We start from the raw sequence: 24,864 nt of genomic DNA, 5'->3' as shown, positions 1-24,864 counted from the left end.
CATGATCGCCGCTAAATTTCAGACCTTTCTCATCCTGCTCGCCGTGCTGGCGGGCACGGCACTTGTCGCGCGCCGCTTCAACATTGCGCCCGCCATTCTCCTGATGCTCTCCGGCGTCGGCCTCGCCTTCGTGCCGGGCATGCCGCCGGTCGAACTGCCGCCGGAACTGGTGCTGCTGATGGTGCTGCCGCCGCTGATCTACTCGGCCAGCGTCGCCATGAGCTGGCGCGAGTTCAGGAACAATCTGCGCCCGATCGTGCTGCTCGCGGTCGGCGCGGTGATCTTCACCGCAGCACTGGTGGCGGCCGCCACTCATTATATGATCGGGCTGCCCTGGACGGTCGGATTCCTGCTGGGGGCCATCGTCGCGCCGCCGGACGTGGTGGCGCCGCTCGCAATCGCGCGGCGACTGCACCTGCCGCGCAGGCTCATGGTCATCCTCGAAGGCGAAGGGCTCGCCAACGACGCCACCGCGCTGATCCTCTACCGCTTCGCGCTCGCCGCGATCATGGTCGGGAATTTCTCGCTGCCTCTGGCGGGCGGCGAGTTTCTGCTCATTATCGCCGGCGAGATCGCCTTCGGCATCGGCGTCGGCTGGCTCTCCTTGCGCTTCCGCAAATGGTCGGGGGATCCACAGGTCGAGCTGACACTGTCGCTGATCACGCCCTACGTCTCCTACTGGCTGCCCGAGCATCTCGGCGGCTCCGGCGTGATCGCCACGGTCGCCTGCGGCCTCTATGTGAGCTGGAACGGCCCGCTGCTGATCTCGGCATCGACCCGGCTGCAAGGCATCTTCTTCTGGGACCTCGTGATCTATCTCATCGAGGGCTTGCTGTTCCTGCTCACCGGATTCCAGATGCGCGCGCTCTACGAGAAGTCGAAGGCGTTTCCGCTCGACGACATCATGATCGCGACCGCCGTGGTGCTGGCGGTCGTCGTGATCGCACGCTTCGCCTGGCTCTATCCCGCGACCTATCTGCCGCGGATGCTCAGCAAGTCGCTGCGCGCGCGCGACCCGTCGCCGCCATGGCAATGGCCGTTCGTGCTCGCGTTCACCGGCGTGCGCGGCGCCGTGTCGCTGGCGGCAGCGCTGGCGCTGCCGTTCACGCTGCCGGGCGGCGAGGCGTTTCCGTTTCGCGACCTGATCCTGTTCGTCGCCTTCGGCGTCATTTTCGTCACGCTGATCGGGGTCGGCTTGACGCTGCCACCGGTGGTGGGCTGGCTCGGCGTCGCGGACGCCGGCCGCAACGAGCATGTCGCCGAGCACGAGGCCGAAATCGCGGCCCGGCGCCAGGCCCTCGACGCGGCGCTGAAGTCGCTCGACGCGCTGACCGGGGAAAAGGACGTGTCGGACGAGGTGATGCGGCTCCTGCGCGCGCGCCACGAGATCCGCGTCAACCAGCTTCCCGATTCGCTCGATCCCACCCACCATGACGTTTCCACCGCCGGCACCGCGCTGACCCGCGACCTGATCGCCGCCGAGCGCAAATTCATCCACGACCTGCTGCGCGACGGCCAGATCACCGACGAGACGCGTCGGCGGATCGAGCGCGATCTGGATCTGGAGGAAGCGAGTTTGGCGAACCGGGAGTATCGGGGGACACCGCTGTAGCTTCTGTCATCGCAAGCAAAACCGACTACCGCTTCCCGCAAAACTCCCGCGCCGCTACCGCCACGGCGTCCGCAATCTGGTCCTGTCGCTCCTGCGAGTTCATCGTCATTTCCTCGTCGCGGTTGATGATCGAGCCGGCCTCCAGCAGCACGGCGGCGCTGCGGGTTTGCGACAGCACGACGAGCCCGTCGTAACGGTAGACGCCGACATCCTTGTCGAGCAGCTGACGCCGGTAGCGGCCCATCACCGGCAGGGTGTATTGGCTGGCATAATGCAGTCCCTGCTCCTTCAACTGCCTGCCGATCATCCGGGCCAGCATCAGGCTGGTGGCGAAGTGCGGATTCCGCTCCGACACGAACAGCGAATGGCCTGAAAACCGGTCGCTGAAATAGCTGTTCGCGCCATCGAACTCCCACGTCTCGAGCAGCTTGTCCGGCACCGAATCGTGATGGATCGACAGGAAGAGATCGGCCCGGCCGTCATTCGCGGCACTGACGCGCTTGAACAGGCTCGGCCGCGCCTTGCCGTCCGTGACGAGCAGGCGGGTTGCGCCAAAGCCTTCGGACTTGAGCTTGCCCGTGATCAACCTTGCAAGCCGGAAATTGAAGCCGAACTCCGTGTCGTTGCGCGCGCTCAACGCGCCGTAGGAGTCCGGCGTGTGCCCGACATCCACGACGATCCGGAATTTCGACATCTCGCATTTGGCCGCGGATTGCGTCGGCTTCGGTTTTACCATTTTTCGCAGCGCAACGGCTTGACCGCTGCCGAGCGGCGACAGCACGATCGACGCGACGAGCGGCGAGACGAGAATTGCGATGATGCTCCGCGATCGCCTCAAGTCCTACTCCGCTGCCGCAATCCTGGGGTGGCCGACGAATCCCGCGACGTCGCCAAAGCGTTCCAGCATCACCGCGGGCAGGTCCTTGGCCTTGCTGGTGACGCAGGCGCCGGAGCGCACGGCGTAGCGATCCTGATGCGCAGCCTGCGGCGGCGGCACGCCCTGCTGGAGCGCACGCGCCAGCTCCATCACTGTCTTGCGGAAATGCATGATGCCGAGATCGGTCGGGCCGAGATGCTCACGGGTGCGGTCGGCAATCGGGCCCTGACTATCCTGCACGGCGGCGTCCTGTTCGGAGACGCCCTTGATGCCGGTATAGCTCCTGGTCTTCTGCAGCTTGCGGTCGATCAGATAGTCGTTGCCCTTGTGACGCAGTGGAACGTAATTGTCGTCGACTTCCGCGATCACGCCATTGCCTCGGTCGAAGGCGTCGCGCTCGGCTTGCGTCAGTGGACGATCCGGATTCCAGGCATAAGTGTAGATCCAGCAATTGGTGTCCGTGACCGGAACGAAGGTCTGGCCAAAGATGTTCTCGCCCGGCATCGCGCTCGGCGCATAGGCGTGGAACGGCATCAGGAACTGCGCGATGCGCCAGTAGATGTTGTCGCCGCCGGTGAGCCGGCCGCCTGCGATGGTGAGGCCGGCGTCGTGCGGGGCGATCTTGATCACCGGCCGCGGGTCCTCCGCGATCCAGCGCATGTGATCGCTCGACATCCGCGCGATCGGGTTCACGAAATGCTTCTTGATGTCCAGAATCTCGTTCTCCTCCTTGTCGAAGGAGAGATGCGCGAAGGTGAAGTGCGCGGTGTCGATCGAGCCTTCCAGCGCCTGCACCCAGTTGCAATCCTGCCATTTCTTGCTGACGTAGCGGTGCGAGGCCGGCAGCAGCGCCATCTCCAGATCGGGCAGCTCGGGCATCGCATTCGCGGGGCCCATATAGGCCCAGATCATCTCGCCCCATTCGCGCACCGGATAGGACTTGATGCGGATGAGATCCTTGGCGTTGAGATCGGGATAGGAGGTCGGCATGTCGACGCAGCGACCTTCGGTATCGAACTTCCAGCCGTGATAGACGCAGCGGATGCCGCATTCTTCATTGCGCCCGAGCCAGAGATTGGCGCCGCGATGCGGGCAGTACTGATCGATGATTCCGACGACGCCGCGTGAGTCGCGGAAGGCGAGCAGCTCCTCGCCGAGGACGATGATCTTCTTCGGCTCGCTATCGGGTTCGGGAAGCTCCTTCGACAGGAGCACGGGAATCCAGAAGCGGCGCAACAATTCGCCCATGCCCGTTCCAGGGCCGGACTCGGTCAGGAACTTGTTGTCCTCGGCTCGGAGCATGGCTGATCCCCCCGATTTGTTTTTGGGAAGATTGGCGCGGGAGCAGGAGGACGTCAACGCAAGAAGCGGCGTCTACACCGGCCTCTCGCCCTTCACCGTCACCCGCGTGCCGGACCGCGTATGGGGCCAATAGTCCCACATTGCGCGGTGCTGGGTGCAGCGGTTGTCCCAGAACGCGATGGCGTTCTCGGTCCAGCGGAAGCGGCACTGGAATAGCGGGTTTTCCGCGTGCTGATAGAGGTAGGCAAGCATCGCATCGCTCTCGTCGCGCGGGACGCCGTTGATGTGGCGGGTGAAGCCGCGATTGACGTAGAGCGCCTTCTTAGCCGTGACCGGATGCGTGCGCACCACGGGATGCTCGGCACTCGGATAGGATGGACGGTCGGCGACGCCGTAATTGGCGTAGAGCCCGCGATAGATCGGCTCGCCGTCGTGCAGCGCAGTCAGCCCGTCGAGATAGGCCTTCATCCGATCCGACAGCGCCTCATAGGCCGCATACATGTTGGCGAACAGCGTGTCGCCGCCGCGCGGCGGGCATTGCTTGATGTAGAGGATCGATCCCATCGGCGGCTCGAGATCGCAGGACACGTCGGAATGCCAGCCCTCGCCATTGGCACGCGGCGAGTTCGCATCGGCATAGATCTTCATCAGCGCCGGGTCTTCGTCCTCGTGCGGGGCGGCGGGATGGAAATGCAGCTCGCCGAACTTGCGGCCGAAGGCGAGATGCTGCTGCGGCGTGATGTGCTGGTCGCGCAAGAAGATGACGAGGTTTTCGGCCAGCGCGCGGTGGATCTCGTCCATCTGCCGGTTGGAGCGGGCATCGTCCGAGACGAGCTTGCCGATGTCTACGCCGGATATTTCCGCGCCGATGATCGGGGTCAGCTTTTCGACCGCGATGGTTTCGTAAGGCGTGCCGTCTTCCGCCGTGTGGCGGTAGCGCGGGCCCTGCTTGCCGGCGAGTGAGCTCATGGGTGTTGCTCCCAATCATTGTTGATTGAGAGCCATCGTAGCGCGCGGTGACAGATACGCAATCTGCGCTGCAAGCACAGCCGTCGTCCCGGGGCGCGCAAAGCGCGAGCCCGGGACCCATAACCGCAGAATTGGGTTTGACGATGATTCGGAGTGACAGTTCACCATAACCACAACGGCCTGTGGTTACGAGCCCCCGCCTTCGCGGGGGCGACGAGCAGAGCGCGGGCTACAGCTGAGTGAAATCACTCCGCCGCGGTCACCGGCACCTTGGCGCCCTGGCCGTAGCGCTGGTCGATGTAATCGATCACGAGCGCCTTGAAGTCGGCGGAGATGGTCGGGCCGCGCAGCGTGCGGAACTTCTTGCCGTCGACGAACACCGGGGCGGCCGGCGCTTCGCCCGTGCCCGGAAGCGAGATGCCGATATTGGCATGCTTGGATTCGCCGGGGCCGTTGACGATGCAACCCATCACCGCGACGTTGAGTTCTTCCACGCCGGGATATTTCGTCTTCCAGGCCGGCATCTCGTCGCGGATGAAATCCTGGATCGAGCGCGCCAGCTCCTGGAACGTGGTCGAGGTGGTGCGGCCGCAACCGGGGCAGGCCGCGACCAGCGGCACGAAGGTGCGAAAACCCATGGTCTGCAAGAGCTCCTGGCCGACCTGCACCTCGCGGGTGCGATCGCCGCCCGGCTCCGGGGTCAGCGAGATGCGGATGGTGTCGCCGATGCCCTGCTGCAGCAGGATGCCGAGCGCGGCCGAGGACGCCACGATGCCCTTGGTGCCCATGCCGGCTTCGGTCAGACCGAGATGAATCGCATAGTCGGAGCGGCTGGCAAGATCCTGATAGACCGCGATGAGATCCTGCACCGCCGAGACCTTTGCGGACAGAATGATGCGGTCCTTCGGCATGCCGAGCTCTTCGGCACGCGCGGCCGAGAGCAGCGCGGACTGCACCATGGCCTCGCGCGTCACCGCGCGCACGTCGCGCGGGTTGGCGGACGCGGCGTTCTCGTCCATCAGCTTGGTCAGCAGTTCCTGGTCGAGCGAGCCCCAATTGGCGCCGATGCGCACCGGCTTGCTGTTCTTGTTCGCGATCTCGATGATGTCGGCGAACTGGGTGTCGCGCTTGTCCTTGAAGCCGACATTGCCGGGATTGATGCGATATTTGGCGAGCGCCTCGGCGCAGGCCGGATAGGCGGCGAGCAGCTTGTGGCCGATATAATGGAAGTCGCCGATCAGAGGCGTGGTGATGCCTCGCTTGAGCAGGCCGTCGCGGATGTGCGGAACGGCGGCAGCGGCCTCCTCGCGGTCGACCGTGATGCGGACCATTTCGGATCCGGCGCGCGCGAGCGCTGCGACCTGGGCGATGGTGCCGTCGATATCGGCGGTGTCGGTGTTGGTCATCGACTGCACGACGATCGGCGCACCGCCGCCGACGGCGACGTCGCCGACCTTGACCTGGGTGGTCCTGTGCCGGGGCGCGGGGCCAGCGACGTCGGAATCGATGGGGTTTTCGAGCTTGTTCATGGCGTCCAAATATCAGGTTTTGGTGACGTTCAGCAATGCATCAGGCGGCGCCACAGCCGTTCGGCTGGGACGGTTAACCAGAAAAAGCCCAGCAATTACAAGGACGGCCGCCGCCCCGAAAGTCAGGCTCAAGGTGTCGTGCATGATGAAATAGCTACCCACCACGCCAAACAAAGGGGTGATGAAGGTAAAAGCCGACAATTTGCTGGCCGAATAGGTCTTCACCAACGCGAACCAAAGCGTGAACGTGGTTCCCACCACCCAGATCGCCTGAAAGGCCATCAGGCCGAGCGACAGCGGGGACGGCGTGTGGGTTATGGATTCGCCGAACAGCCAGGCTGCCAGCCCCAGGATCGGGATCGAGGTCGCGACCTGATAGCCCAGCGCCTTCTCGGGCGCGGCGAAGCGCAGCCGCGTGCTCTTGGCGACCAGTGTGGTCGCAGCCCACAGCGCCGCGCCGCCGACGATCATGAGGTCGCCGAGCAGAACGTGGGAATCGACATTGGGCTGCGGCACGCCGATGGCGAGCGCGACGCCGGCAAAGCTGATGGCGAGCCCCAGCCATTGCGTGCCGCCGAGCCGCTCGCCGAGCACCTGATAGGAGCCAAGCGCGACGAAAAACGGAGCGGTGTAGAGAAACACCACCGCGCGGGACGCAGGGGTGAGGCGCAGCCCCTGGAAGATCAGCACGAATTCGATGCCGAACATCAATCCGGCGATGAGGCCCGGTTTCCAGGTGCCGTCGCGCTCGAAGAATTTGACGCCGCGCAAGCTGCCTATGATGAACAGCACCGGCAACGCGCCCATCGAGCGGATCATCGCCTGAAGCATCGGCGGGATGTCCGGCAGCACCAGCTTCACCGCGATCTGGTTGAACCCCCAGGTCAGGCACAGCATGAGCATCAGCGCGATGGCGCCGGCACTGAGAGGGCGCCCGGTGGACGGTATGGCTTGTGGTGAGGACATGTCTTCCCGAAAAACCGGCTTTGCGCCGTTGTTGCTTATGCAGCTTTCTGACAATGGGCGCAGACGCCCGTGATTTCCACCACGGACAATTTGGGGGCGAAGCCTGAGCTGCGCGCGGCGGAGTTGAGGTCCCTGGCGAAGGAGGCCGACGGAATCTCGCCGACGAGGCCGCAGCGCTCGCAGATCAGGAACGTCACCGCCGACGTCGCGTCATGATCGTGGGCGGCGCAGGCCAGATAGGCATTTCGGCTTTCGATGCGGTGCACGAGGCCGTTGGCCATCAAGAAATCGAGAGCACGATAGATCGTAATCGGCGCCGGCCGCGGCATCGATTTAGCCAGTTCGTCGATCACCTCGTAGGCGCCGAGCGGACGATGGCTGGAGAGCAGCGCTCCCAGCACCTGGCGCCTGATCGGCGTGAATTTCTGCGCGCGTTGCTCGCAAACGGCCTCGGCATGCGACAGCGCGTCCGCGGTGCAGCGGCCGTGATCGTGGTCGGGCGTCGGAAATGCCGGCTTTGCGAGGGTCATGTGGCCTGACTTCTAGCATTTCGCCGATGGAACCCAAAGCGCGACCGGGGGTCTTGGCCACCAGCCATGCTTTCGCGGCGGGACAGCGTCCCGCTAACCCGCCGTGAAATAATCATAAGCTTGCTTATCATATGCGAGCTTATAGGAGACAAAGCTTATGACCCGCGGGTCGGTCGACCAGAACTTCCTGTTCACGCTCGGTGAGCTCTACCGCCTGTTGCGCGTCTACGCCGACAAGGAGGCCTCGCGCTTCGGCATCACCCGCGCGCAATGGGCGGTGCTGTCCAAGGTCGAGCGCAGCGAGGGCATGAAACAATCGGAACTCGCCGAGCTTCTGGAAATGCAGCCGATCACGCTGACGCGGCTGATCGACAAGCTCTGCGACAGCGACTGGATCGAGCGCCGCAACGACGCCTCGGACCGCCGCGTCAAACGGCTCTACTTGAAGAAGGCCGGCCGGACCTTGCTCGGCAAGATGAGCGGCCTCAAGTCCGAGCTTACGGCCAACGCGCTCGACGGCATCAATCCGGCGGACGCTCACCGTCTTCTCACCCAACTCGAATCCATCAAGGAAAACGTGCGTAACGCGATCCAGACCAGCGGAGCGGAACAAGCGCGTAAGGAGCAGCGCTATGGCTGACCAGGTTCTCAAATTCCAGCCTGAGCAGAAGAGCGACAGCGGCAAGCCGACCAAGAAGGCCGGCACCGATCCGCGCCGCCGGCTGATGGCGGGTCTGCGCCGCTATCGCCGCGTCCTCCTCCTGGTCGTGCTGCCGATCGTCGTCGCCATCGGCGGCATCACCTTCTATCTCAACGGCGGCCGCTATGTCGGCACCGACGACGCCTATGTCGGCGCCCAGAAAGTGCTGGTGACGCCCGACATCTCCGGCAAGATCCTGAAGGTGGTCGTGAAGGAAGGCCAGTCGGTCAAGCGCGGCGACGAGCTGTTCGAGATCGACCCCGTGCCGTTCCGCCTCGCGGTGGACGAGGCCAGGGCGCAGCTGATGCAGGCGCAGTCGACCTATGACAATCTCGTTGCCAACATCAAGATCTATGGCGACATGCTCAACCTTGCCCAGCAAGGCATCGATCTGAAGCAGCGCGACGTCGAGCGCAAGCAGGCGCTGGTGAAGAACAATTTCGGCTCGCAGCTTGATCTCGACAACGCTTCGAATGCTCTGGTCACCGCCGGCGCACAGGCGCAATACATCAAGCAGCAACTCTCCAACGCCAAGACGCAGCTGCTCGGCGACCCCGCCTTGCCGCTGGAGCAATTCCCGCCCTACGCACAGGCGAAAGCCAAGCTGGACGATGCCCAGCGCAACCTCGACCACACCGTGCTGCGCGCTCCGATGGACGGCGTGGCGACACAGGTCGAGCAGATCCAGCTCGGCCGCTTCGTCACAGCCGGCACGCCCGTCTTCTCCATCATCGACGTCGCCCATCCCTGGGTCGACGCCAATCCGAAGGAGAGCGACCTCACCCACGTTACCGAAGGGCAGGCCGTCACGCTCGAGGTCGACGCGTTCCCGAACCACGTCTTCAAGGGCAAGATCGGCTCGCTCTCGCCCGGCACCGGCGCGCAATTCGCGATCCTGCCGCCGCAGAACGCCACCGGCAATTTCGTCAAGGTGGTGCAGCGCGTGCCGATCCGGATCTATTTCGACGAAACCGACAAATACGTGCGGAAGCTGAAGGCCGGCATGAGCGTCTATGCCACCATCGACACCGGCCATCAGCGCTCGCTTGCCGGCCTGTTAGGCCTGTCGGCAACGGCGAACCAGGACAAGGACTGATCCGGTGTCCGGCCCCAATGCCCATTTGATGGTCCCCGGCCTGCGCCGGAACATGGTGACGATCTGCGCCATGACCGCGACCATCATGCAGGCGCTGGATACCACCATCGCCAATGTCGCCCTGCCCTACATGCAGGGCACGCTGTCGGCCTCGCAGGACCAGATCAACTGGGTGCTGACCTCCTACATCGTCGCCGCCGCGATCATGACGGCGCCGGTGGGCTGGATCGCCAACCGCTTCGGCCGCAAGCGCATCTTCATCATCTGCGCAGCCGGCTTCACCATGGCCTCGGTGCTGTGCGGCCTCGCGCAAGACATCAACCAGATGGTGCTGTTCCGGCTGCTGCAGGGCGTGTTCGGCGCGGCCCTGGTGCCGCTGTCGCAATCGGTGATGCTCGATTATTACACGCTGCAGGAGCGCGCCAAGGCGATGTCGATCTGGGGCATGGGCGTGATGATGGGCCCGATCATGGGCCCCTCACTCGGCGCCTGGCTGACCGAGACCTATTCGTGGCACTGGGTGTTCTTCGTCAACTTGCCGTTCGGCTTCATCACCGTGCTCGGACTGATCGTCTTCATGGACGAGACAGACAGGAATCTCAGCCTCAAATTCGACTGGTTCGGCTTCGCCGCGCTGGCGGTGGCGATCGGCTCGCTGCAGCTTGCGCTCGACCGCGGCGAGCAGCTGGGCTGGTTGGAATCCAATGAGATTCTCGCGGAGTTCATCATCTCGGCCGTCGCCTTCTACTACTTCCTCGCGCACTCCTTCACGACCTCGACGCCGTTCATCCGCTTCGCGCTATTCCGGGATCGCAACTTCGTCACCGGCTGCATGTTCATGGTCGTGATGGGGCTCGTGCTGTTCTCGACCATGGCGCTGGCTTCGCCCTACATGCAGAACGTGATCGGCTATCCCATCATCACCGCGGGCCTGCTGCTGGCGAGCCGCGGTTTCGGCACCTTCTTCGCCATGATGCTGGTCGGCCGCATGATGCGTTATTTCGAGGCGCGCACGCTGATCATCTCCGGCCTGACGCTGACCGCCGGCTCGCTCTACCAGATGACCGGCTGGACCGATTTGACCCAGGTACCGGAGATCGTGACCGTGAGCGTCATCCAGGGCTTTGGCTTCGGCCTCGTCTTCGTGCCACTCTCGACAGTGGCGTTCCTGACGCTGTCGAACAATCTGCGCACCGACGGCACCGCGATGCTGACCCTGATGCGCAACGTCGCGAGTTCGGTCGGCATATCCGTGGTCATCGCCCAGCTGACCCAGGGCACGCGGCGGACCTATGCGATCCTCTCCGAGGACATAAACCCGTTCAACCACGCGTTGCAGATGCCCAACGTCAGCGGCATGATCAACCTCTCCACCGACGCCGGCCGCGCCATGGCAGACAGAATGGTCAGCGTGCAGGCGCAGATCATCGCCTTCGCACACGACTACCAGCTGGTGATGGTCTTCATCCTCTGCACCATCCCGCTCGCTCTTTTGATCGGTTCGACCAAGGCCACTCTGCGCAAGCAGGCCGCGGGGCCGGAGCATGCGGTGATGGAGTAAGGGGGGTCACAACTTCCGCCGTCGTCCTGGACAAGCGAAGCGCAGGTTCAGCACCCCTACCCCAAAAACTCTTCGCAGCCGAGATCGTCGACAGCGAGCATCACGCGCTCCAGATTATTCCACCAGATCACCGGGGGGATATTGATGCTCCATTGCCAGACCGGCTTGGTGATGTGCCAGAGCACCGACCAGCGATAGTCCTGATCGAGCGCGCCGCGCGTATAGCCGCTGACGCCGTGCGCGATCAGCGTGTCGTGGTAATGGTTGAGCAGAAGGCGCTCGAGCGCCTGCCGGCGTTCCGGATACCAATGCAGCGCCATCATATAGGCGAGGTCGCGGGTCGGCACGCCGATCCGCCACTGGTCGAAATCGAAGATACGGACGGTGTCCGTCACGCCGGCACGCGGCAGCAGAAAATTCCAGATATGGGCGTCGCCATGGGTGATGGTGAGGTGGCGGTGCGAATGATAGCGCCGCAACAGCCGGTCGGACTGATCGATGAAGCGGCGGTAGAGCGTGCGGCGCTCTTCACTGAGACGATCGCCGAGCTGATCGGCGAACCGGTCGTAATGGGATGCGAACGTCTCCAAATCTGCGGCTGTATCGTCCGTGCTCGCCCAGGTCCCGGCGGTCTCGCCGAGACCGGCATGGTCCCACCACGCCGCGTGCCAGCGCGCGAGCGCGGTGACGATGGCCAGCGCCTGACCGCGCGATGGCGGCAGCGGCCATTGGCTCGCGATCTCGTGGCTGTCGGTGAGATCCTCCAGCAGGAGATGCCAGGCGAGGCTCTCCTCGTCGAAATTCCCGTCGAAGCAGCGCGGCACCAGCTGCGCCGGCATTCTGGGCGCAAGCTGTGTGTAGTAGGCCACCTCGTGGCGACCGGCATTCGCCAGCGGCTTGGCGAACGCGGCATGCGGCGTCTTGAGAATCAGAGACTGCGGCGAGCCGGCGGATTCCCCGACATAGCGCAGGCCGAGCCGGGTGATATGCGACACGACCGTGTCGCGCTCATGCAGCACCTTGACCTCGCGCACGGCACCTGCGTCCAGCGCGCCGGCCTTGCGCAGTGCCGCGGTGAGATGTGCGGCGTCCGCCGCCTCCGGCAATCGTGAATCTGTCATGAGCGCCCGACCCCCGTCGCGTTGCTCCATTCTGCACAACCGCGCTGCCGGGCGCCAGCGGCCGCAGCCGCCGGCTCAAGCCGCCGCTGTCGAGGCGCGCACCGTCCGGACCACGACCGACCGCAGCGCTTCGAGATTGGCCGCCATGCCGGCGATCGCCTGCCTGACCTCCGCGGCCCGCTCGTTCACGGAGGCGGCGTCGCGGCTGACATTGCCGATCTTGGCCGAGACCTCTTTCGCGGCGGACGCCGATTCGGAGATCGACCGCGTGATCTCGCGCGTCGCGGCGTCCTGCTCTTCCATCGCCGCGGCAACCGAGGTGGCAACGCCGTCGATCTCGACGATATGGCCTCCCATGGTTTCGACGGCGTCCACCGCGGCCTGCGTCGAGGCCTGGACCTCGGCAATCAGCCGCCCGATCTCCTCGGTGGATTTGGCGGTCTGGTCGGACAGGGATTTCACTTCCGCGGCGACCACCGCGAAGCCGCGGCCGGCCTCGCCAGCGCGCGCCGCCTCGATCGTGGCGTTGAGCGCCAGCAGGTTGGTCTGCCCCGCGATGCCGCCGATGAGGTCGGAGACCTCGGCGATCTTCTTCACCGCGCCCGCCAGCGCCTGGATGGTCGAACGCGCCTGCTCCCGACCGGCGACCGCCGATTTGGTGACCGTGCTGGTCCGCGCGACCTGGGTCGCGATCTCGCGGATCGAGGCACTGAGCTCTTCCGCCGCGGCCGAGACGGTCTGCGAGCTGCCAAGGGCCTGGGTGGAGGCCGCGGCGACCGCCTGCGACTGCGCGGAGAGCGACCTCGCGATCTCGGATAGGCCGGTAGCGGCGTGCTCCACGCCTTTTGTCGCCGCGCTCGCGGTGTCGACCGATCGGCCGGTCTCGCGCTCGACGATTTCGGCCATCTGGTGCAGGGCTCCGCGCTTGGCAAGCGCCGCGTCCTGCTCCTTTTGCAATTGCTCCTCGCGCAGGCGGGAATTCTCGACCGCGGCCTGCTTGAACACCAGCAGGGCGGCCGCCATCGAGCCGACTTCGTCCTGGCGGTGCGCGAACGGAATGTCGGCGGCCAGATCGCCGGTCGCGAGCTTCTGCATCGTGCCCGTCATGCGGACGATCGGGCGCACCACGCCGAGGGCAACCCCGAGCAGGCCGGCGGCGATGAAGGTGAGCACGGCGGCCGAGACGCCGAGGAGGACATAGAGCATCGAGCTGTCGCGCTCCGCGGCCAGCTTCTCGATGTCGGCATTCTGCTTGTTGGCGCTCTCGACGATGCTGTCGATGACGGCGCGATGCGCGGTGTAGGCATCCTTCAGCTGCGCATAGGCGCGCTCGGCGGCAGCCATGTCCTTGGCCTTGAGGGCCGGCAGTAGCTGGTCGGACAACAGCTTCCAGAACTTCTGCACCTCGGCATCGGACTTCGACACCAGCGCCGTCTTCAGGTCGGCAGAAAGGCTGGAGCCGACCCAGAATGCCTTGCGATCGTCGTAGTCCTTGCGGAGCTGGACCAGGCGCTCGCCATGGGCCGCCAGCTGGTCCGGCTCGCGCATGGCGAGGGTGGCCTCGAGATAGGCCTCGATGACGTATTCCGGCGGCGGCAGGATGTCCGCGATGAGGTCGTTGCCCAGCTTGATGTCGGAATAGAGCGGCCCGCCGACCTTCAGTTCTTTCAAGGCGTACAGGCTGGTCGAAACCACGGCGGCAAAGCCGATGGCGAGCGCGATTCCGAACGCGATGATCGCGGAGGACAATGACAAGCGAATGTTCATGGAAGGATCCGGAGCCCCGCATCAGATTCGGTGATCCTAGATCGTTACGGTAAATACGGACTTGCCCGCGGGAGCGACAGCAAGAGAAATGCTCCGCAAAACTACGGGAAGTAGGCCCTCAAGCGATCAGGTTTGAGTCAGCGAGACTGACACATAAGCGCGAAAGAGAACGATCTCAGGTGTGATTCGCCACACACCGGCCTCGCTTGCGCCGGATGAGAAAGCCTGCCGGCGACTGACACCGCCGGAGCGCCTCATCCCGAACGTCGAAGTCCCGTCTCGCCGTCGCCTGCGAAGGCAGGTCAAGCCGATGGACCGGCTGTCTACCTCGTGCGTCGCGATCAGGCCGCAACGGCCTCGCCGAAATTGCGGGCGAGCCAGCCAGCGAGATCGGCACTCTGAGCGGCGTCCAGCCTGAACGCAACATGTGCGGCCTCGCCATCGTGAGTTCGAACGGTAAATGGCAGCGCCGACGCCAAGCCCCTGATTTGCAGCAGGCCGGTTTCCCCGACATGGATTTGCGGCGCGCAACGAACCCAGGCGCCGCCTTCCGAAAGGTCGACCAGCGTCGTCGCGTGCACGGCCTGCCTGGCGTCGGTCACCGACACCTGCAGATCGGTCGGATAGCGCCGCGCCGAACGACGATCGACCTCTGCCGTCGAGCTGCGGACCGTGCGGACCAGGACGGATTTGAGCGACGCCAGGTTCGCCGACACGCTGGAGATTGCCTCACGCATCTCGCTGGCACGCTCGTTGACCGAATCGGCATTGTGGCTGACATGGACGATCTTGGTGGAGACCTCCTTGGCCGCGGACGCCGACTCCGAGATCGAGCGAGCGATCTCGCGCGTCGCGGCGTCCTGCTCTTCCATCGCGGCCGCGACAGAAGTCGCAACGCCATCAATCTCGATGATATGGCTGCCCATATCCTCGACGGCGGCAACGGCCGCCTGAGTCGATGCCTGGATCTCGGCGATCAGGCGCGCGATCTCCTCGGTCGATTTGGCCGTCTGGTTGGACAACGACTTGACCTCGGCGGCGACCACGGCAAATCCGCGTCCGGCATCACCCGCACGCGCCGCCTCGATCGTGGCGTTCAGCGCCAGCAGGTTGGTCTGGCCGGCGATGCCGCCGATGAGATCGGTGACCTCCGCGATCTTCTTCACCGAACCCGACAGGGCCTGGATGGTCGTGCGCGCCTGCTCGCGGCCCGCGACGGCTGATTTCGTCACCTGGCTTGCGCGCGCGAGCTGGCTCGAAATCTCGCGAATTGACGCGGTCAGCTCCTCGGCCGCCGACGATACGGTTTCCGCACTGGCCAGCGCCTGCTCGGATGCAGCGGCGACGGCTTGCGATTCCGTCGACAGCTCGCAGGCGATCCCCGAAAGGTTGGAAGCGGTCCGCTCCACGCCTTGCGTTGCCGCAGCAGCCATCTCGACCGACGCGCCGGTTTCCCGCTCGACTGTCTCCGCCATGCCCAAGAGCGCTTCACGCTTGGCTATGGCCGCCTGCTTTTCTGTCCGTACCTGTTCGTCACGCAGCCGGGCATTGTCCAGCGCGCTCTGCTTGAATACCGCAAGCGCACTCGCCATGGAACCGACCTCGTCGCGACGGGCGGCGTAGGGTACTTCCGCCGTCAAGTCTCCCGTCGCCAACTTCTGCATCGCGCCGGTCATGTTGACAATCGGGCGGACAACCCCGAGGACGACGAACGCGAGGCCTCCAGCGATCAGCGCGAGAACGGCGGCGGACACGCCTTGCACGACATATGAGATTGACGAGTCGCGATCGGCCGCGAGCTTCTCCATATCTGCGTTCTGCTTATTGGCGCCCGCCACGATGCCATCGATGATGGTGCGGTGAGCGCTGTAGACGTCTTTCAATTGGGCATAGATACGCTGGGCAGCGGCCTCGTCCTTGCTCTTCAGTGCCGGCAGAAGCTGGTCGATGACGAGTTTCCAGAACTTCTGCACTTCGGTGTCCGATCGCGTGACAAGCACGGTCTTCAGATCCTGAGCCAGCGGGGAAGTGCTCCAGAACGCCTTGCGATCTTCATAGTCCTTGCGCAGCTGAACGAGCCGCTCGCCATGAACAGCAAGCTGATCCGGCTCGCGCATCGCCAACGTCGCTTCCAAATAGGCCTCGAGCACATAGGCGGGTGGCGGCAGGATATCGGCGACGAGGTCATTGCCGAGCTTGATGTCGGAATAGAGCGGCCCACCAACCTTGAGCTCGCGAAGCGCGTAAGCACTGCTGGCGACGACAGCCACAAAGCCGAGGACGAGCAGAACGCCGAAGAGAATGATCGCTGAGGAGATCGACAAACGAAGCTTCATGAAAGGACCCGCAGTATGAGTTGTCCTATTCGTAGCCCGTTGTCCTCAACGGACATTGAATGAAGCTGTCGGAAACTGGCAGCGAGAGCTACGTACGATACCGGAGGTCGCGGGCTCGCGGGTGAAGGCCCATATCGAGATACCAATAACTTGTGAGCCAAAACGCGAATGCCCGGGCGGCCCCGGGCATCTCAACATGGACGGCCAACAAACTCCGTCGTTTCACACGTCGAAGAACACCGTCTCGTTGTCGCCCTGAAGCCGCAGGTCGAGGCGATAGACCGCCTTGCCGGCTTCGCGCACCGCCGTCAGCGTGGCGCGGCGGTCGGCGGGTACCAGCGCGAGCACCGGGTCGGCGGCATTGCCGGCCTCGTCGCTGAAATAGATCCGGGTATAGAGATGCCGCAGCATGCCGCGCCCGAACACCGCAAGAAGAATGTGCGGCGCCTGCGGCTTGCCGTCGGGATCCGGCACCACGCCCGGCTTGATGGTCTCGAAAGCGTAGTTGCCATCCTTGTCGGTGCCGCAGCGCGCAAAACCGCGGAAGCTCGCATTCGGCAACGCGCGCTTGTCCTGCGGGTCGGCAAAGCGGCCCTGCGCGTCTGCCTGCCAGATCTCGAGCATGACGTCAGGCACGACGACGCCGTCGCCATCGAACACGCGGCCCTCGATCCGGACGCGGTCGCCGGTAACGTCAGGCGTGAGCGTGGAGCTGGTGAACGCGTCGTTCCAGGCGTATTCGCCGGTCGGCGTCAGGCCGTATTTGAAGAACGGGCCGACCGTCTGCGATGGCGTGATCCCGTTGTCCTTCACATTGTCCTGCACTTAATGGTTCTCCATAGGCGTGGCGTTCTTGCCGCGCAGCACGATGTCAAAGCGGTAGCACAGCGCCCATTCGGGCTGGGTGTTCTCGAGGTCGAACGCGGAGACCATCCGCGCCCGCGCCTTCTCGTCCGGCACCGAGTTGAAGATCGGATCGAACGGAAACAGGGGATCGTTCGGGAAATACATTTGCGTCACGAGCCGCGTGACGAAGGAATGACCGAACACCGAGAGATGGATGTGGGCCGGGCGCCAAGCGTTGTGATGATTGCCCCAGGGATACGCGCCGGGCTTGATGGTGACGAAACGATAGTACCCGGAGGCATCGCTGACGGTGCGGCCCGCGCCGGTGAAATTCGGATCGAGCGGGGCCGGGTGCTGGTCGCGGACGTGAACGTAGCGGCCGCAGGAATTGGCCTGCCAGATCTCGACCAGCGAGTTCGGCACGCCGCGGCCGTCCTCGTCGCGCACATGGCCGTGCACGATGATGCGCTCGCCAATCGGCTCGCCCGTATGCTGGGTGGTGAGATCGCTGTCGCCCTCGCGCAAGGTCTCGTGGCCGTAGACGGGGCCGGTCAATTCCGACAGCGTGTGGCGCATCGGGATCAAGGGCTTGTTCGGCGCGCGCTTGATCGAACTCTTGTACTCGGGCGACAGCGGCAACGGATGCGCCTTGTTGCTGTCGACGGGATAGATGAATGTCATGGGCGAACTCCTCCCCGGCCATTTCGGATCGGCCGGTCAACGCTTCCGTCAATCATTATAGGATATAACTAATTTGGGGAAGCGAGTTTGGCAGTCCCCCTGCGCCCGGTGCCTGGCACAAGCGGCCTATTTGATCGGCGGACGCGGCAGCACGGCTTCGCCGGCCTCGAGCCGGTAGGTGTGGTCGAGCGAATACCAGGGCGTCGCGACATCGCGCTCGGTCGGATGCGGCGAATCATGGCGCAGGAAATGGCCGATCAGCGCTTGTGTCACACCGAACTGCACGTCGCTGTCGATATGCGGATCGGCGGGGTCGTAGACCTGCGAGATCAGCACCTTGAATCCGGGCTTGAAGACCAAAGCGTGCAGGTGTGCGGGACGATAGGGGTGCCGGGTCTGCGCCTTGAGCAGGCGGCCTACCACGCCATCGGTCGGGATGGGATAACCGATCATCATCACCGAACGGAAAGCGAAGCGCCCATCCTCATCGGTCGTGAACTTGCCGCGCAGGTTCATGTCGGCCTGCTCGGGATCCTGGTTCTCATAGAGCCCGACCGGTGAGGCGTGCCAGACATCGACCTCGGCGCCGGCGATCGGCCGGCCGGCCTTGTCCACGACGCGGCCGTTGACGAACAGCGACGCCCCCGGCGTCTCGGAGCGCACGATCGATCCGCCGTTCTCTACCCGCGGCGAGTTCAACCGCCAGAAGGGTCCGAGCAGCGACTGATCCGTCTCCGTATTGCCCTGATCGCCGTTGTTCAGCAGGCAGACGAGCGGGGAGACCCCGAGCGAGCCCGCCATCAACACGACTTCATTATGCGTGTCGGTGGTCAGCTTGCCGAGCTCGGCCACGATCGCGGTGGCGTCGCGGAATTCCTTCTCGGTCAGGCGCACATCGCGGACGAAGCCATGCAGGTGCTTGACCAGCGAGACCATGATCTGGCGCATCCGCGGATCGGAGGTTCGCTCCATCACCGCCAAGGCGGCGGCCGTGACGTCCTGCTCGCGCGCGATGATCATGGCACGATCCCTGAAACCCTCTCCCCGCAAGCGGGGAGAGGGAGGAGAGAGCTCAATTCAACTTCTCGATCGCGACGGCAACACCCTGGCCGACACCGACGCACATGGTGGCCAGCGCCAGCTTGCCGCCGCGCTTTTCCATGCCGTGCACGGCGGTGAGCGCCAGCCGCGCGCCGCTCATGCCGAGGGGATGGCCGAGCGCAATGGCGCCGCCGTGCGGGTTGACGAAATCCGCATCGTCGGCAACGCCGAGCTGGCGCATGCAGGCGATGCCCTGCGAGGCGAAGGCCTCGTTGAGCTCGATCAGGTCGAAATCGCTGATCTTCTTGCCGAGCCGTTCCATCAGCTTGCGCGTTGCTGGCACCGGGCCGATGCCCATGATGCGCGGCGGCACGCCGGCCGAGGCGAGGCCGAGGATACGCGCGCGCGGCGTCAGGCCGTGCCTCTTCACGGCCGCCTCCGAGGCGAGGATCATCGCGGCGGCGCCGTCATTGACGCCAGAGGCATTGCCGGCGGTCACCGTGCCGGGATTGCGCACGATCGGCTTCAGCTTGGCGAGGCCCTCCAGCGTGGTCTCGGGACGCGGATGCTCGTCCTTGTCGACCGTTATCGGGCCCGCCTTGCCGCCGGGAATGGTGATCGGAATGATCTCTTCGGCGAAATAGCCGGCGGCGATCGCCGCACCGGCACGCTGCTGCGAGCGGATCGCGAAGGCGTCCTGGTCGGCGCGCGAGACCTGGAATTCCTCGGCGACGTTCTCGCCGGTCTCGGGCATGGCGTCGACACCATACTGCGCCTTCAGCAGCGGATTGATGAAGCGCCAGCCGATGGTGGTGTCAAAGATCTCGGCGGAGCGGGAGAACGCTTCCTGCGCCTTGCCCATCACGAACGGTGCGCGCGTCATGGATTCGACGCCGCCCGCAATCGCAAGCTCGATCTCGCCAGAGCGGATGGCGCGGCCAGCGGCGCCGACCGCATCGAGGCCGGAGGCGCAAAGGCGATTGAGCGTCTGGCCGGGAACCGAATCCGGGAGCCCTGCGAGCAGCAGCGCCATGCGCGCGACGTTGCGGTTGTCCTCGCCGGCCTGGTTGGCGCAGCCGAAAAAGACTTCGTCCACCTGCGCCCAGTCGAGATTGGGATGTTTTGCCATCAGCGCCTTGATCGGGGCTGCCGCCAGGTCGTCGGCGCGAACCTTGGCGAGCGAGCCGCCGAAACGACCGATCGGGGTCCGCACGGCATCGCAGATAAAGACGTCACGCATCGCTGTTCTCCCTGAATGCCGCGGTTCGGCCAGAATTCTTCAATGACGGCGGAGTTTTAGGAGGGCGCCCGCGGCAGGTCAATTGACTGATACGCGCTTGTTCCGTGGGGGGCGCACGCCGGCCACGCATGCCGCGGTGCGGACAACGTGGAAAACCTCCCGTCCCGGGCCAAAGCGATAGTTTGGCTGGACGAAATTGGGTAGTTTCCGCCGCTCATGACACTACAGCAGCCCATTCCCGCGCCAGAACCTGAACCGACGCCCGCGCCGCAGGTAGAAGCCGCCGCGCGCGTCACGCCGATGATGGAGCAATACCTTGAAATCAAGGCGGCGCATCAGGGCCTCTTGCTGTTCTACCGGATGGGCGATTTCTACGAATTGTTCTTCGAGGACGCCGAGATCGCCTCGAAGACGCTCGGCATCGTGCTGACCAAGCGCGGCAAGCATCAGGGCGCGGACATTCCGATGTGCGGCGTGCCGGTCGAGCGCTCCGAGGATTATCTGCACCGCCTGATCACCGCCGGCCACCGGGTCGCGGTGTGCGAGCAGACCGAGGATCCCGCCGCCGCGAAAGCGCGCGGCAACAAGAGCGTGGTGCGCCGCGGCGTGGTACGGCTGGTGACGCCGGGCACGCTGACCGAGGACACGCTGCTCGACGCACGCGCCAACAATTACCTGCTGGCGATTGCGCGCGCCCGCTCCTCCGGCGGCGGCGACCGCTTCGGCCTCGCCTGGATCGACATCTCGACCGCCGAATTCACCGTGATGGAATGTTCGGGCGGCGAGCTCGCCGCGACACTGGCGCGCATCAACCCGAACGAGGCCATCGTCACCGACGCGCTCTATAACGACAGCGAGCTCGGGCAGACCTTGCGCGAATTGCCGGCAGTGACGCCGCTGACCCGCGACGTCTTCGACGGCGCCACCGCCGAGAAGCGGCTCTGCGGCTATTTTGCCGTCGCGACCATGGACGGGCTGGCGCAGCTGACGCGGTTGGAGGCCACCGCCGCGGCGGCCGCCGTCACCTATGTCGACCGCACCCAGGTCGGCAAGCATCCGCCGCTGTCGCCGCCAGCCCGCGAAGCCTCTGGCGCCACAATGGCGATCGATCCGGCGACGCGTGCCAATCTCGAATTGACGCGAACGCTCGCCGGCGAGCGCCGCGGCTCGCTGCTCGACGCGATCGACTGCACGGTGACCTCGGCCGGCTCGCGTTTGCTGGCGCAGCGGTTAGCAGCGCCCCTGACCGACGCTCCGGCAATTGCAAGGCGGCTCGATGCCGTCAGCGCCTTCGTTGCGGATTCGGCCGCGCGCGAGGACATCCGCAGCATCCTGCGCGGCGCGCCCGACATGTCGCGGGCGCTGGCCCGCCTCTCGGTCGGCCGCGGCGGACCGCGCGACCTTGCCGGCTTGCGCGACGGCATCGTCGCCGCCGACCAGGTGCTGTCGCGGCTCGGCGAGATCGACCAGCCGCCGCAGGAGATCGCCGCGGTCATGGCAGCCCTGCAACGTCCGTCGCGCGAATTGGCATCCGAACTTGCCTGCGCGCTCGACGATCAATTGCCACTGATCAAGCGCGACGGCGGCTTCGTTCGTCAGGGCTACGAGCCCGCGCTGGACGAAACGCGAAGCCTGCGCGACGCCTCGCGCCTGGTGGTCGCTTCGATGCAGGCGCGCTACGCCGACCACACGGGCGTCAAGGGTCTCAAGATCCGGCACAACAATGTGCTCGGCTATTTCGTCGAGGTCACCGCGCAGCACGGCGACAAGCTGATGTCGGCGCCCTTGAACGCCACTTTCATTCACCGCCAGACGCTGGCGGGACAGGTTCGCTTCACCACCTCCGAACTCGGGGAGATCGAAGCCAAGATCGCCAACGCCGGCGACCGTGCGCTCGGGCTCGAGCTCGAGATCTTTGAACGGCTCTGCGCCAGAGCACTGGATATCAGCGATGACCTGCGCGCCGCCGCCCATGCCTTCGCATTGCTCGACGTCGCGACCTCGCTGGCCAAGCTCGCAATCGACGACAATTACGTGCGGCCCGAGGTCGACGAGTCCCTCGGCTTCGCCATCGAGGCCGGCCGCCATCCCGTGGTGGAGCAGGCGCTCAAGCGCAACGGCGAGCCGTTCATCGCCAATGCCTGCGACCTGTCGCCGGGACCTGCGCAAAAATCCGGCCAGCTTTGGCTGCTGACCGGTCCCAACATGGCCGGTAAATCGACCTTCCTGCGCCAGAACGCGCTGATTGCGCTGCTCGCCCAGGTCGGCAGCTTCGTGCCGGCGACGCGCGCGCGGATCGGCATCATCGACCGCCTGTTCTCTCGCGTCGGCGCCGCCGACGATCTTGCCCGCGGCCGTTCCACTTTCATGGTGGAGATGGTCGAGACCGCCGCGATCCTGAACCAGGCCGGCGAGCGTTCACTCGTGATCCTCGACGAGATCGGCCGCGGCACCGCGACCTTCGACGGCCTCTCGATCGCCTGGGCCGCGATCGAGCATCTGCACGAGAGCAATCGCTGCCGCACGCTGTTCGCGACGCATTATCACGAGCTGACGGCGCTCTCGGCAAAACTGCCGCGGATGTTCAACGCCACCGTGCGCGTCAAGGAGTGGCAGGGCAATGTCGTTTTCCTGCACGAGGTGCTGCCGGGCTCGGCCGACCGCTCCTACGGCATCCAGGTGGCCAAACTCGCCGGCCTGCCGCCTGCGGTCATCTCGCGCGCCAAATCGGTGCTGGCAAAACTCGAAGCCCAGGATCGCGGCCAGACCGCGCGCGCCCTCGCCGACGACCTTCCCCTGTTCGCGGTGCCCTCGCGCGCCGCGGCCGAAGCAGCACCGCCGAGCGAAGCCGAACTGCTGATGGACGCGGTGAAGGCGCTGCACCCCGACGAGATGTCGCCGCGCGAAGCGCTCGATGCGTTGTATGCGTTGAAGGCGAAACTGCCGAAGCAGTGACAGACGCGGTCGGTTACGCCTTCGGCTAACCCACACACCGAAGCTCACGCCAGCCGCTTCCTGCGCCCGTACCACCACAGCGTCAGATTCCACGCGATGCAGGTCGTAAGCGCGAGGCTGAGGCCGATCGCGGAGCCGAAATTGGCCGCGCCGACATGCACCACGGCGATCGCCATGCCGAATCCGAGCAGACCCCAGGCCGAATTGGCCAGCACAGCCGCCGTCGGCGGACCGCCGATGCGCGGATGCAGGATCACCATGATGCTGGAGAACACCACCGGATACAGCGCGATGATGCCGCTGATCCTGGGGCCGACCCAGCCCGACGTCGAGACCACGATGGCGACAAGGGTTGCAACCAGCGCAGCGCGCATCGGCACGTCATACCAGCGGCGCGTCACCAGCGGCATCTTCACGTGGCGATAGCCCGCCAGCAGTGGAATGCAGATGCCGAACGCGATGAAGTTCACGACCAGCCCGGCGATGAGCGACCAGTCGAACTGGCGGATGATTGAGGCCAGCACGATCCAGACCGCGAACGCGCTTCCGCAACTCACCACGACACTGTGCCGCTGCGCCAGCACGACATAGGTGAGGCACATGAAGATCGTCGCCGCATTGACCGGCAGGCTCGACAGCGCGCCCTGCGCGATGAAGGCGGCGTCATGGTCGAGCGCGAGGAAGACATAGGACGGGCCGGCCGAGATCGGCAGGGTCGCCACCAGCGCGCCGATCACCGGGCCCGAACGCTCGGTGATGACAGACGCCGTCACGACGAACGCGGCCGCGATCGCCATGCGCAGTAGAAGGAAGAGGATGAAGTGGGGGTCGGGGGACATGGGTGGCCGTGAACACCCTCCCCTGGAGGGGGAGGGTAAGAAGTCACATCCGCTGCATCGACACCGAGACCTTCGGGCCGTTCTTGATGGTCTGGTAGACCACGCAATAGCGTTCGGTGAGCTTGAGCAGCAGATCGAGCTTGTCCTGCGGAGCGTCGGTATCAACCTCGAAGCGCAGGCGGATCTCGGCGAAGCCGACCGGGGTCTCCTTGTCGATGCCGAGCGTGCCGCGAAAGTCGAGATCGCCCTCGGCATAGACGTTGCCGGTCTTGAGCGGCACCTCGATCGCAGTCGCAACCGATTTCAGCGTGACGCCGGCGCAGGCAACCAGCGCCTCGAGCAGCATGTCGCCGGAGCAGAGCTCGAGGCCGGAGCCGCCGGTGCCCGGATGCAATCCGGCCATCGCGATGGCGCGGCCGGTCTCGACCTTGCAGGCGATGCCTTCGCTGTCAGTCGACCCCTTTGCCTTCAGCGTGATCATCGCGGTCTTGGGATCGGTCTTGTAGCGTTCCTTGATCGGAGCCTGCATCTGGCGCAGTTCGGCGGCGTCCATCTTGTTCTCTCCCGGAAAATTCGTCTCTACGAAGTACCGGCTTGCGATGTACCGGCCCAGAGAGAAAATGTCACCACCACATGGCCTGACCGGGACCCTGGGTTGCGTCAAGGTCGGGCACGCTGCGGTCGAGCGAACGGTCGAGTGACGTCAGCACACTTCGCTTGAAATTCTCGAACAGCGGCGAATTGCAGTCGCGCGGCCGGCCCAGATTGATCTCGATCCGGTCGAACAGCCGGCCCGGGCGGGGCCTCATCACCAGCACGCGGTCGGCCAGCACCACAGCCTCGTCGATGTCGCAGCGGATCAGCGCGGTCTTGCCGTCCGCGTGCTGAAGCAGCTC

General features: G+C 65.0%; 21 protein-coding genes and 1 pseudogene. 6 read left to right on the top strand and 16 right to left on the bottom strand.

Annotated features, from left to right (window positions below; all coding sequences use genetic code 11):
• Window position 1: 1 nt before the first annotated feature.
• Complete coding sequence (locus JQ572_RS16140) at window positions 2-1,612, top strand: Na+/H+ antiporter (protein ID WP_249129076.1); 1,611 nt, start codon at window positions 2-4, stop codon at window positions 1,610-1,612.
• Between the two features lie 25 nt (window positions 1,613-1,637).
• On the opposite strand, the gene JQ572_RS16135 is transcribed toward JQ572_RS16140, so the two are convergent.
• From JQ572_RS16135 to JQ572_RS16110, 6 genes are all read right to left on the bottom strand, one after another.
• On the bottom strand, window positions 1,638-2,450 hold the full coding sequence (locus JQ572_RS16135; RefSeq protein WP_211384013.1) for an N-acetylmuramoyl-L-alanine amidase: 813 nt from the start codon (window positions 2,448-2,450) through the stop codon (window positions 1,638-1,640).
• A 3-nt stretch (window positions 2,451-2,453) separates the two neighbouring features.
• Entirely contained in the window at window positions 2,454-3,791 is a 1,338-nt protein-coding gene (locus JQ572_RS16130) for a Rieske 2Fe-2S domain-containing protein (protein WP_211384012.1), read from the bottom strand.
• Between the two features lie 72 nt (window positions 3,792-3,863).
• Window positions 3,864-4,760 (bottom strand): TauD/TfdA dioxygenase family protein, encoded by an 897-nt coding sequence (locus tag JQ572_RS16125; RefSeq protein WP_211384011.1) that lies wholly within the window; start codon window positions 4,758-4,760, stop codon window positions 3,864-3,866.
• 245 nt (window positions 4,761-5,005) lie between these two features.
• Complete coding sequence (gene ispG, locus JQ572_RS16120) at window positions 5,006-6,289, bottom strand: flavodoxin-dependent (E)-4-hydroxy-3-methylbut-2-enyl-diphosphate synthase (RefSeq protein WP_211384010.1); 1,284 nt, start codon at window positions 6,287-6,289, stop codon at window positions 5,006-5,008.
• A gap of 12 nt (window positions 6,290-6,301) precedes the next feature.
• Window positions 6,302-7,255 (bottom strand): DMT family transporter, encoded by a 954-nt coding sequence (locus JQ572_RS16115; protein WP_211384009.1) that lies wholly within the window; start codon window positions 7,253-7,255, stop codon window positions 6,302-6,304.
• Window positions 7,256-7,290: 35 nt separating this feature from the next.
• Complete coding sequence (locus JQ572_RS16110; protein WP_211384008.1) at window positions 7,291-7,785, bottom strand: Fur family transcriptional regulator; 495 nt, start codon at window positions 7,783-7,785, stop codon at window positions 7,291-7,293.
• A gap of 157 nt (window positions 7,786-7,942) precedes the next feature.
• On the opposite strand from JQ572_RS16110, the gene JQ572_RS16105 reads away from it, so the two are divergent.
• From JQ572_RS16105 to JQ572_RS16095, 3 genes are read left to right on the top strand one after another with little or no spacing between them, the layout of a single operon-like run.
• Entirely contained in the window at window positions 7,943-8,425 is a 483-nt protein-coding gene (locus tag JQ572_RS16105; protein WP_211384007.1) for a MarR family winged helix-turn-helix transcriptional regulator, read from the top strand.
• Window positions 8,418-9,581, top strand: a complete 1,164-nt coding sequence (locus tag JQ572_RS16100; protein WP_211384006.1) for an HlyD family secretion protein — start codon at window positions 8,418-8,420, stop codon at window positions 9,579-9,581. The genes JQ572_RS16105 and JQ572_RS16100 overlap by 8 nt, the downstream gene beginning before the upstream one ends.
• Before the next feature lie 4 nt (window positions 9,582-9,585).
• Complete coding sequence (locus JQ572_RS16095; RefSeq protein ID WP_211384005.1) at window positions 9,586-11,142, top strand: MDR family MFS transporter; 1,557 nt, start codon at window positions 9,586-9,588, stop codon at window positions 11,140-11,142.
• Between the two features lie 56 nt (window positions 11,143-11,198).
• On the opposite strand, the gene JQ572_RS16090 is transcribed toward JQ572_RS16095, so the two are convergent.
• The 3 genes from JQ572_RS16090 to JQ572_RS16080 form a co-directional block, all read right to left on the bottom strand.
• Entirely contained in the window at window positions 11,199-12,263 is a 1,065-nt protein-coding gene (locus tag JQ572_RS16090) for a phosphotransferase (protein WP_211384004.1), read from the bottom strand.
• Window positions 12,264-12,338: 75 nt separating this feature from the next.
• The gene (locus JQ572_RS16085) at window positions 12,339-14,030 is read right to left on the bottom strand and encodes a methyl-accepting chemotaxis protein (RefSeq protein WP_211384003.1); all 1,692 of its coding nucleotides are present in this window, start codon (window positions 14,028-14,030) and stop codon (window positions 12,339-12,341) included.
• Between the two features lie 341 nt (window positions 14,031-14,371).
• Entirely contained in the window at window positions 14,372-16,147 is a 1,776-nt protein-coding gene (locus JQ572_RS16080) for a methyl-accepting chemotaxis protein (protein WP_249129075.1), read from the bottom strand.
• On the opposite strand from JQ572_RS16080, the gene JQ572_RS35065 reads away from it, so the two are divergent.
• A complete protein-coding gene (locus tag JQ572_RS35065; RefSeq protein ID WP_249129074.1) occupies window positions 16,118-16,342 on the top strand; it encodes a hypothetical protein in 225 nt (74 codons plus the stop codon). The two genes, JQ572_RS16080 and JQ572_RS35065, sit on opposite strands and share 30 nt — an antisense overlap.
• Window positions 16,343-16,588: 246 nt before the next feature.
• Here the strand turns inward: JQ572_RS35065 and pcaG are convergent, their stop codons facing one another.
• The 4 genes from pcaG to pcaF all read right to left on the bottom strand — a co-directional run bounded on the left by pcaG (window position 16,589) and on the right by pcaF (window position 20,174).
• Complete coding sequence (pcaG, locus tag JQ572_RS16075) at window positions 16,589-17,191, bottom strand: protocatechuate 3,4-dioxygenase subunit alpha (protein ID WP_211384001.1); 603 nt, start codon at window positions 17,189-17,191, stop codon at window positions 16,589-16,591.
• Window positions 17,192-17,893 (bottom strand): protocatechuate 3,4-dioxygenase subunit beta, encoded by a 702-nt coding sequence (pcaH, locus tag JQ572_RS16070; protein WP_211384000.1) that lies wholly within the window; start codon window positions 17,891-17,893, stop codon window positions 17,192-17,194.
• Between the two features lie 126 nt (window positions 17,894-18,019).
• The gene (locus JQ572_RS16065; protein ID WP_211383999.1) at window positions 18,020-18,913 is read right to left on the bottom strand and encodes a dioxygenase family protein; all 894 of its coding nucleotides are present in this window, start codon (window positions 18,911-18,913) and stop codon (window positions 18,020-18,022) included.
• Between the two features lie 52 nt (window positions 18,914-18,965).
• Complete coding sequence (gene pcaF / locus JQ572_RS16060) at window positions 18,966-20,174, bottom strand: 3-oxoadipyl-CoA thiolase (RefSeq protein ID WP_211383998.1); 1,209 nt, start codon at window positions 20,172-20,174, stop codon at window positions 18,966-18,968.
• 216 nt (window positions 20,175-20,390) lie between these two features.
• On the opposite strand from pcaF, the gene mutS reads away from it, so the two are divergent.
• Window positions 20,391-23,129, top strand: a complete 2,739-nt coding sequence (gene mutS, locus JQ572_RS16055; RefSeq protein WP_211383997.1) for a DNA mismatch repair protein MutS — start codon at window positions 20,391-20,393, stop codon at window positions 23,127-23,129.
• 44 nt (window positions 23,130-23,173) lie between these two features.
• On the opposite strand, the gene JQ572_RS16050 is transcribed toward mutS, so the two are convergent.
• The 3 genes and pseudogenes from JQ572_RS16050 to JQ572_RS35530 all read right to left on the bottom strand — a co-directional run.
• Window positions 23,174-23,968 (bottom strand): hypothetical protein, encoded by a 795-nt coding sequence (locus JQ572_RS16050; RefSeq protein WP_211383996.1) that lies wholly within the window; start codon window positions 23,966-23,968, stop codon window positions 23,174-23,176.
• 43 nt (window positions 23,969-24,011) lie between these two features.
• A complete protein-coding gene (locus JQ572_RS16045) occupies window positions 24,012-24,521 on the bottom strand; it encodes an OsmC family protein (protein WP_211383995.1) in 510 nt (169 codons plus the stop codon).
• Window positions 24,522-24,591: 70 nt separating this feature from the next.
• Window positions 24,592-24,819 (bottom strand): annotated as a pseudogene (locus JQ572_RS35530) (ABC transporter ATP-binding protein); the annotation flags it as partial.
• Between the last annotated feature and the right edge of the window lie 45 nt (window positions 24,820-24,864).

The organism is Bradyrhizobium sp. SZCCT0153, from assembly GCF_018129995.1.
GTDB classification, from domain to species: domain Bacteria; phylum Pseudomonadota; class Alphaproteobacteria; order Rhizobiales; family Xanthobacteraceae; genus Bradyrhizobium; species Bradyrhizobium japonicum_G.
Note: the sequence above shows the minus strand (reverse complement) of the source record. Positions and strands in the feature narration are given on the sequence as shown.

What these genes read in the sequence shown, in the direction of transcription:
- JQ572_RS16140 (WP_249129076.1), top strand. Translation starts at nt 2, where the DNA reads ATGATCGCCGCTAAATTTCAGACCTTTCTCATCCTGCTCGCCGTGCTG.
- JQ572_RS16130 (WP_211384012.1), bottom strand. Translation starts at nt 3,791, where the DNA reads ATGCTCCGAGCCGAGGACAACAAGTTCCTGACCGAGTCCGGCCCTGGA.
- JQ572_RS16125 (WP_211384011.1), bottom strand. Translation starts at nt 4,760, where the DNA reads ATGAGCTCACTCGCCGGCAAGCAGGGCCCGCGCTACCGCCACACGGCG.
- ispG (WP_211384010.1), bottom strand. Translation starts at nt 6,289, where the DNA reads ATGAACAAGCTCGAAAACCCCATCGATTCCGACGTCGCTGGCCCCGCG.
- JQ572_RS16115 (WP_211384009.1), bottom strand. Translation starts at nt 7,255, where the DNA reads ATGTCCTCACCACAAGCCATACCGTCCACCGGGCGCCCTCTCAGTGCC.
- JQ572_RS16110 (WP_211384008.1), bottom strand. Translation starts at nt 7,785, where the DNA reads ATGACCCTCGCAAAGCCGGCATTTCCGACGCCCGACCACGATCACGGC.
- JQ572_RS16105 (WP_211384007.1), top strand. Translation starts at nt 7,943, where the DNA reads ATGACCCGCGGGTCGGTCGACCAGAACTTCCTGTTCACGCTCGGTGAG.
- JQ572_RS16100 (WP_211384006.1), top strand. Translation starts at nt 8,418, where the DNA reads ATGGCTGACCAGGTTCTCAAATTCCAGCCTGAGCAGAAGAGCGACAGC.
- JQ572_RS16090 (WP_211384004.1), bottom strand. Translation starts at nt 12,263, where the DNA reads ATGACAGATTCACGATTGCCGGAGGCGGCGGACGCCGCACATCTCACC.
- JQ572_RS16085 (WP_211384003.1), bottom strand. Translation starts at nt 14,030, where the DNA reads ATGAACATTCGCTTGTCATTGTCCTCCGCGATCATCGCGTTCGGAATC.
- JQ572_RS35065 (WP_249129074.1), top strand. Translation starts at nt 16,118, where the DNA reads ATGAACAGCAAGCTGATCCGGCTCGCGCATCGCCAACGTCGCTTCCAA.
- JQ572_RS16080 (WP_249129075.1), bottom strand. Translation starts at nt 16,147, where the DNA reads ATGCGCGAGCCGGATCAGCTTGCTGTTCATGGCGAGCGGCTCGTTCAG.
- pcaH (WP_211384000.1), bottom strand. Translation starts at nt 17,893, where the DNA reads ATGACATTCATCTATCCCGTCGACAGCAACAAGGCGCATCCGTTGCCG.
- JQ572_RS16065 (WP_211383999.1), bottom strand. Translation starts at nt 18,913, where the DNA reads ATGATCATCGCGCGCGAGCAGGACGTCACGGCCGCCGCCTTGGCGGTG.
- pcaF (WP_211383998.1), bottom strand. Translation starts at nt 20,174, where the DNA reads ATGCGTGACGTCTTTATCTGCGATGCCGTGCGGACCCCGATCGGTCGT.
- mutS (WP_211383997.1), top strand. Translation starts at nt 20,391, where the DNA reads ATGACACTACAGCAGCCCATTCCCGCGCCAGAACCTGAACCGACGCCC.
- JQ572_RS16050 (WP_211383996.1), bottom strand. Translation starts at nt 23,968, where the DNA reads ATGTCCCCCGACCCCCACTTCATCCTCTTCCTTCTACTGCGCATGGCG.
- JQ572_RS16045 (WP_211383995.1), bottom strand. Translation starts at nt 24,521, where the DNA reads ATGGACGCCGCCGAACTGCGCCAGATGCAGGCTCCGATCAAGGAACGC.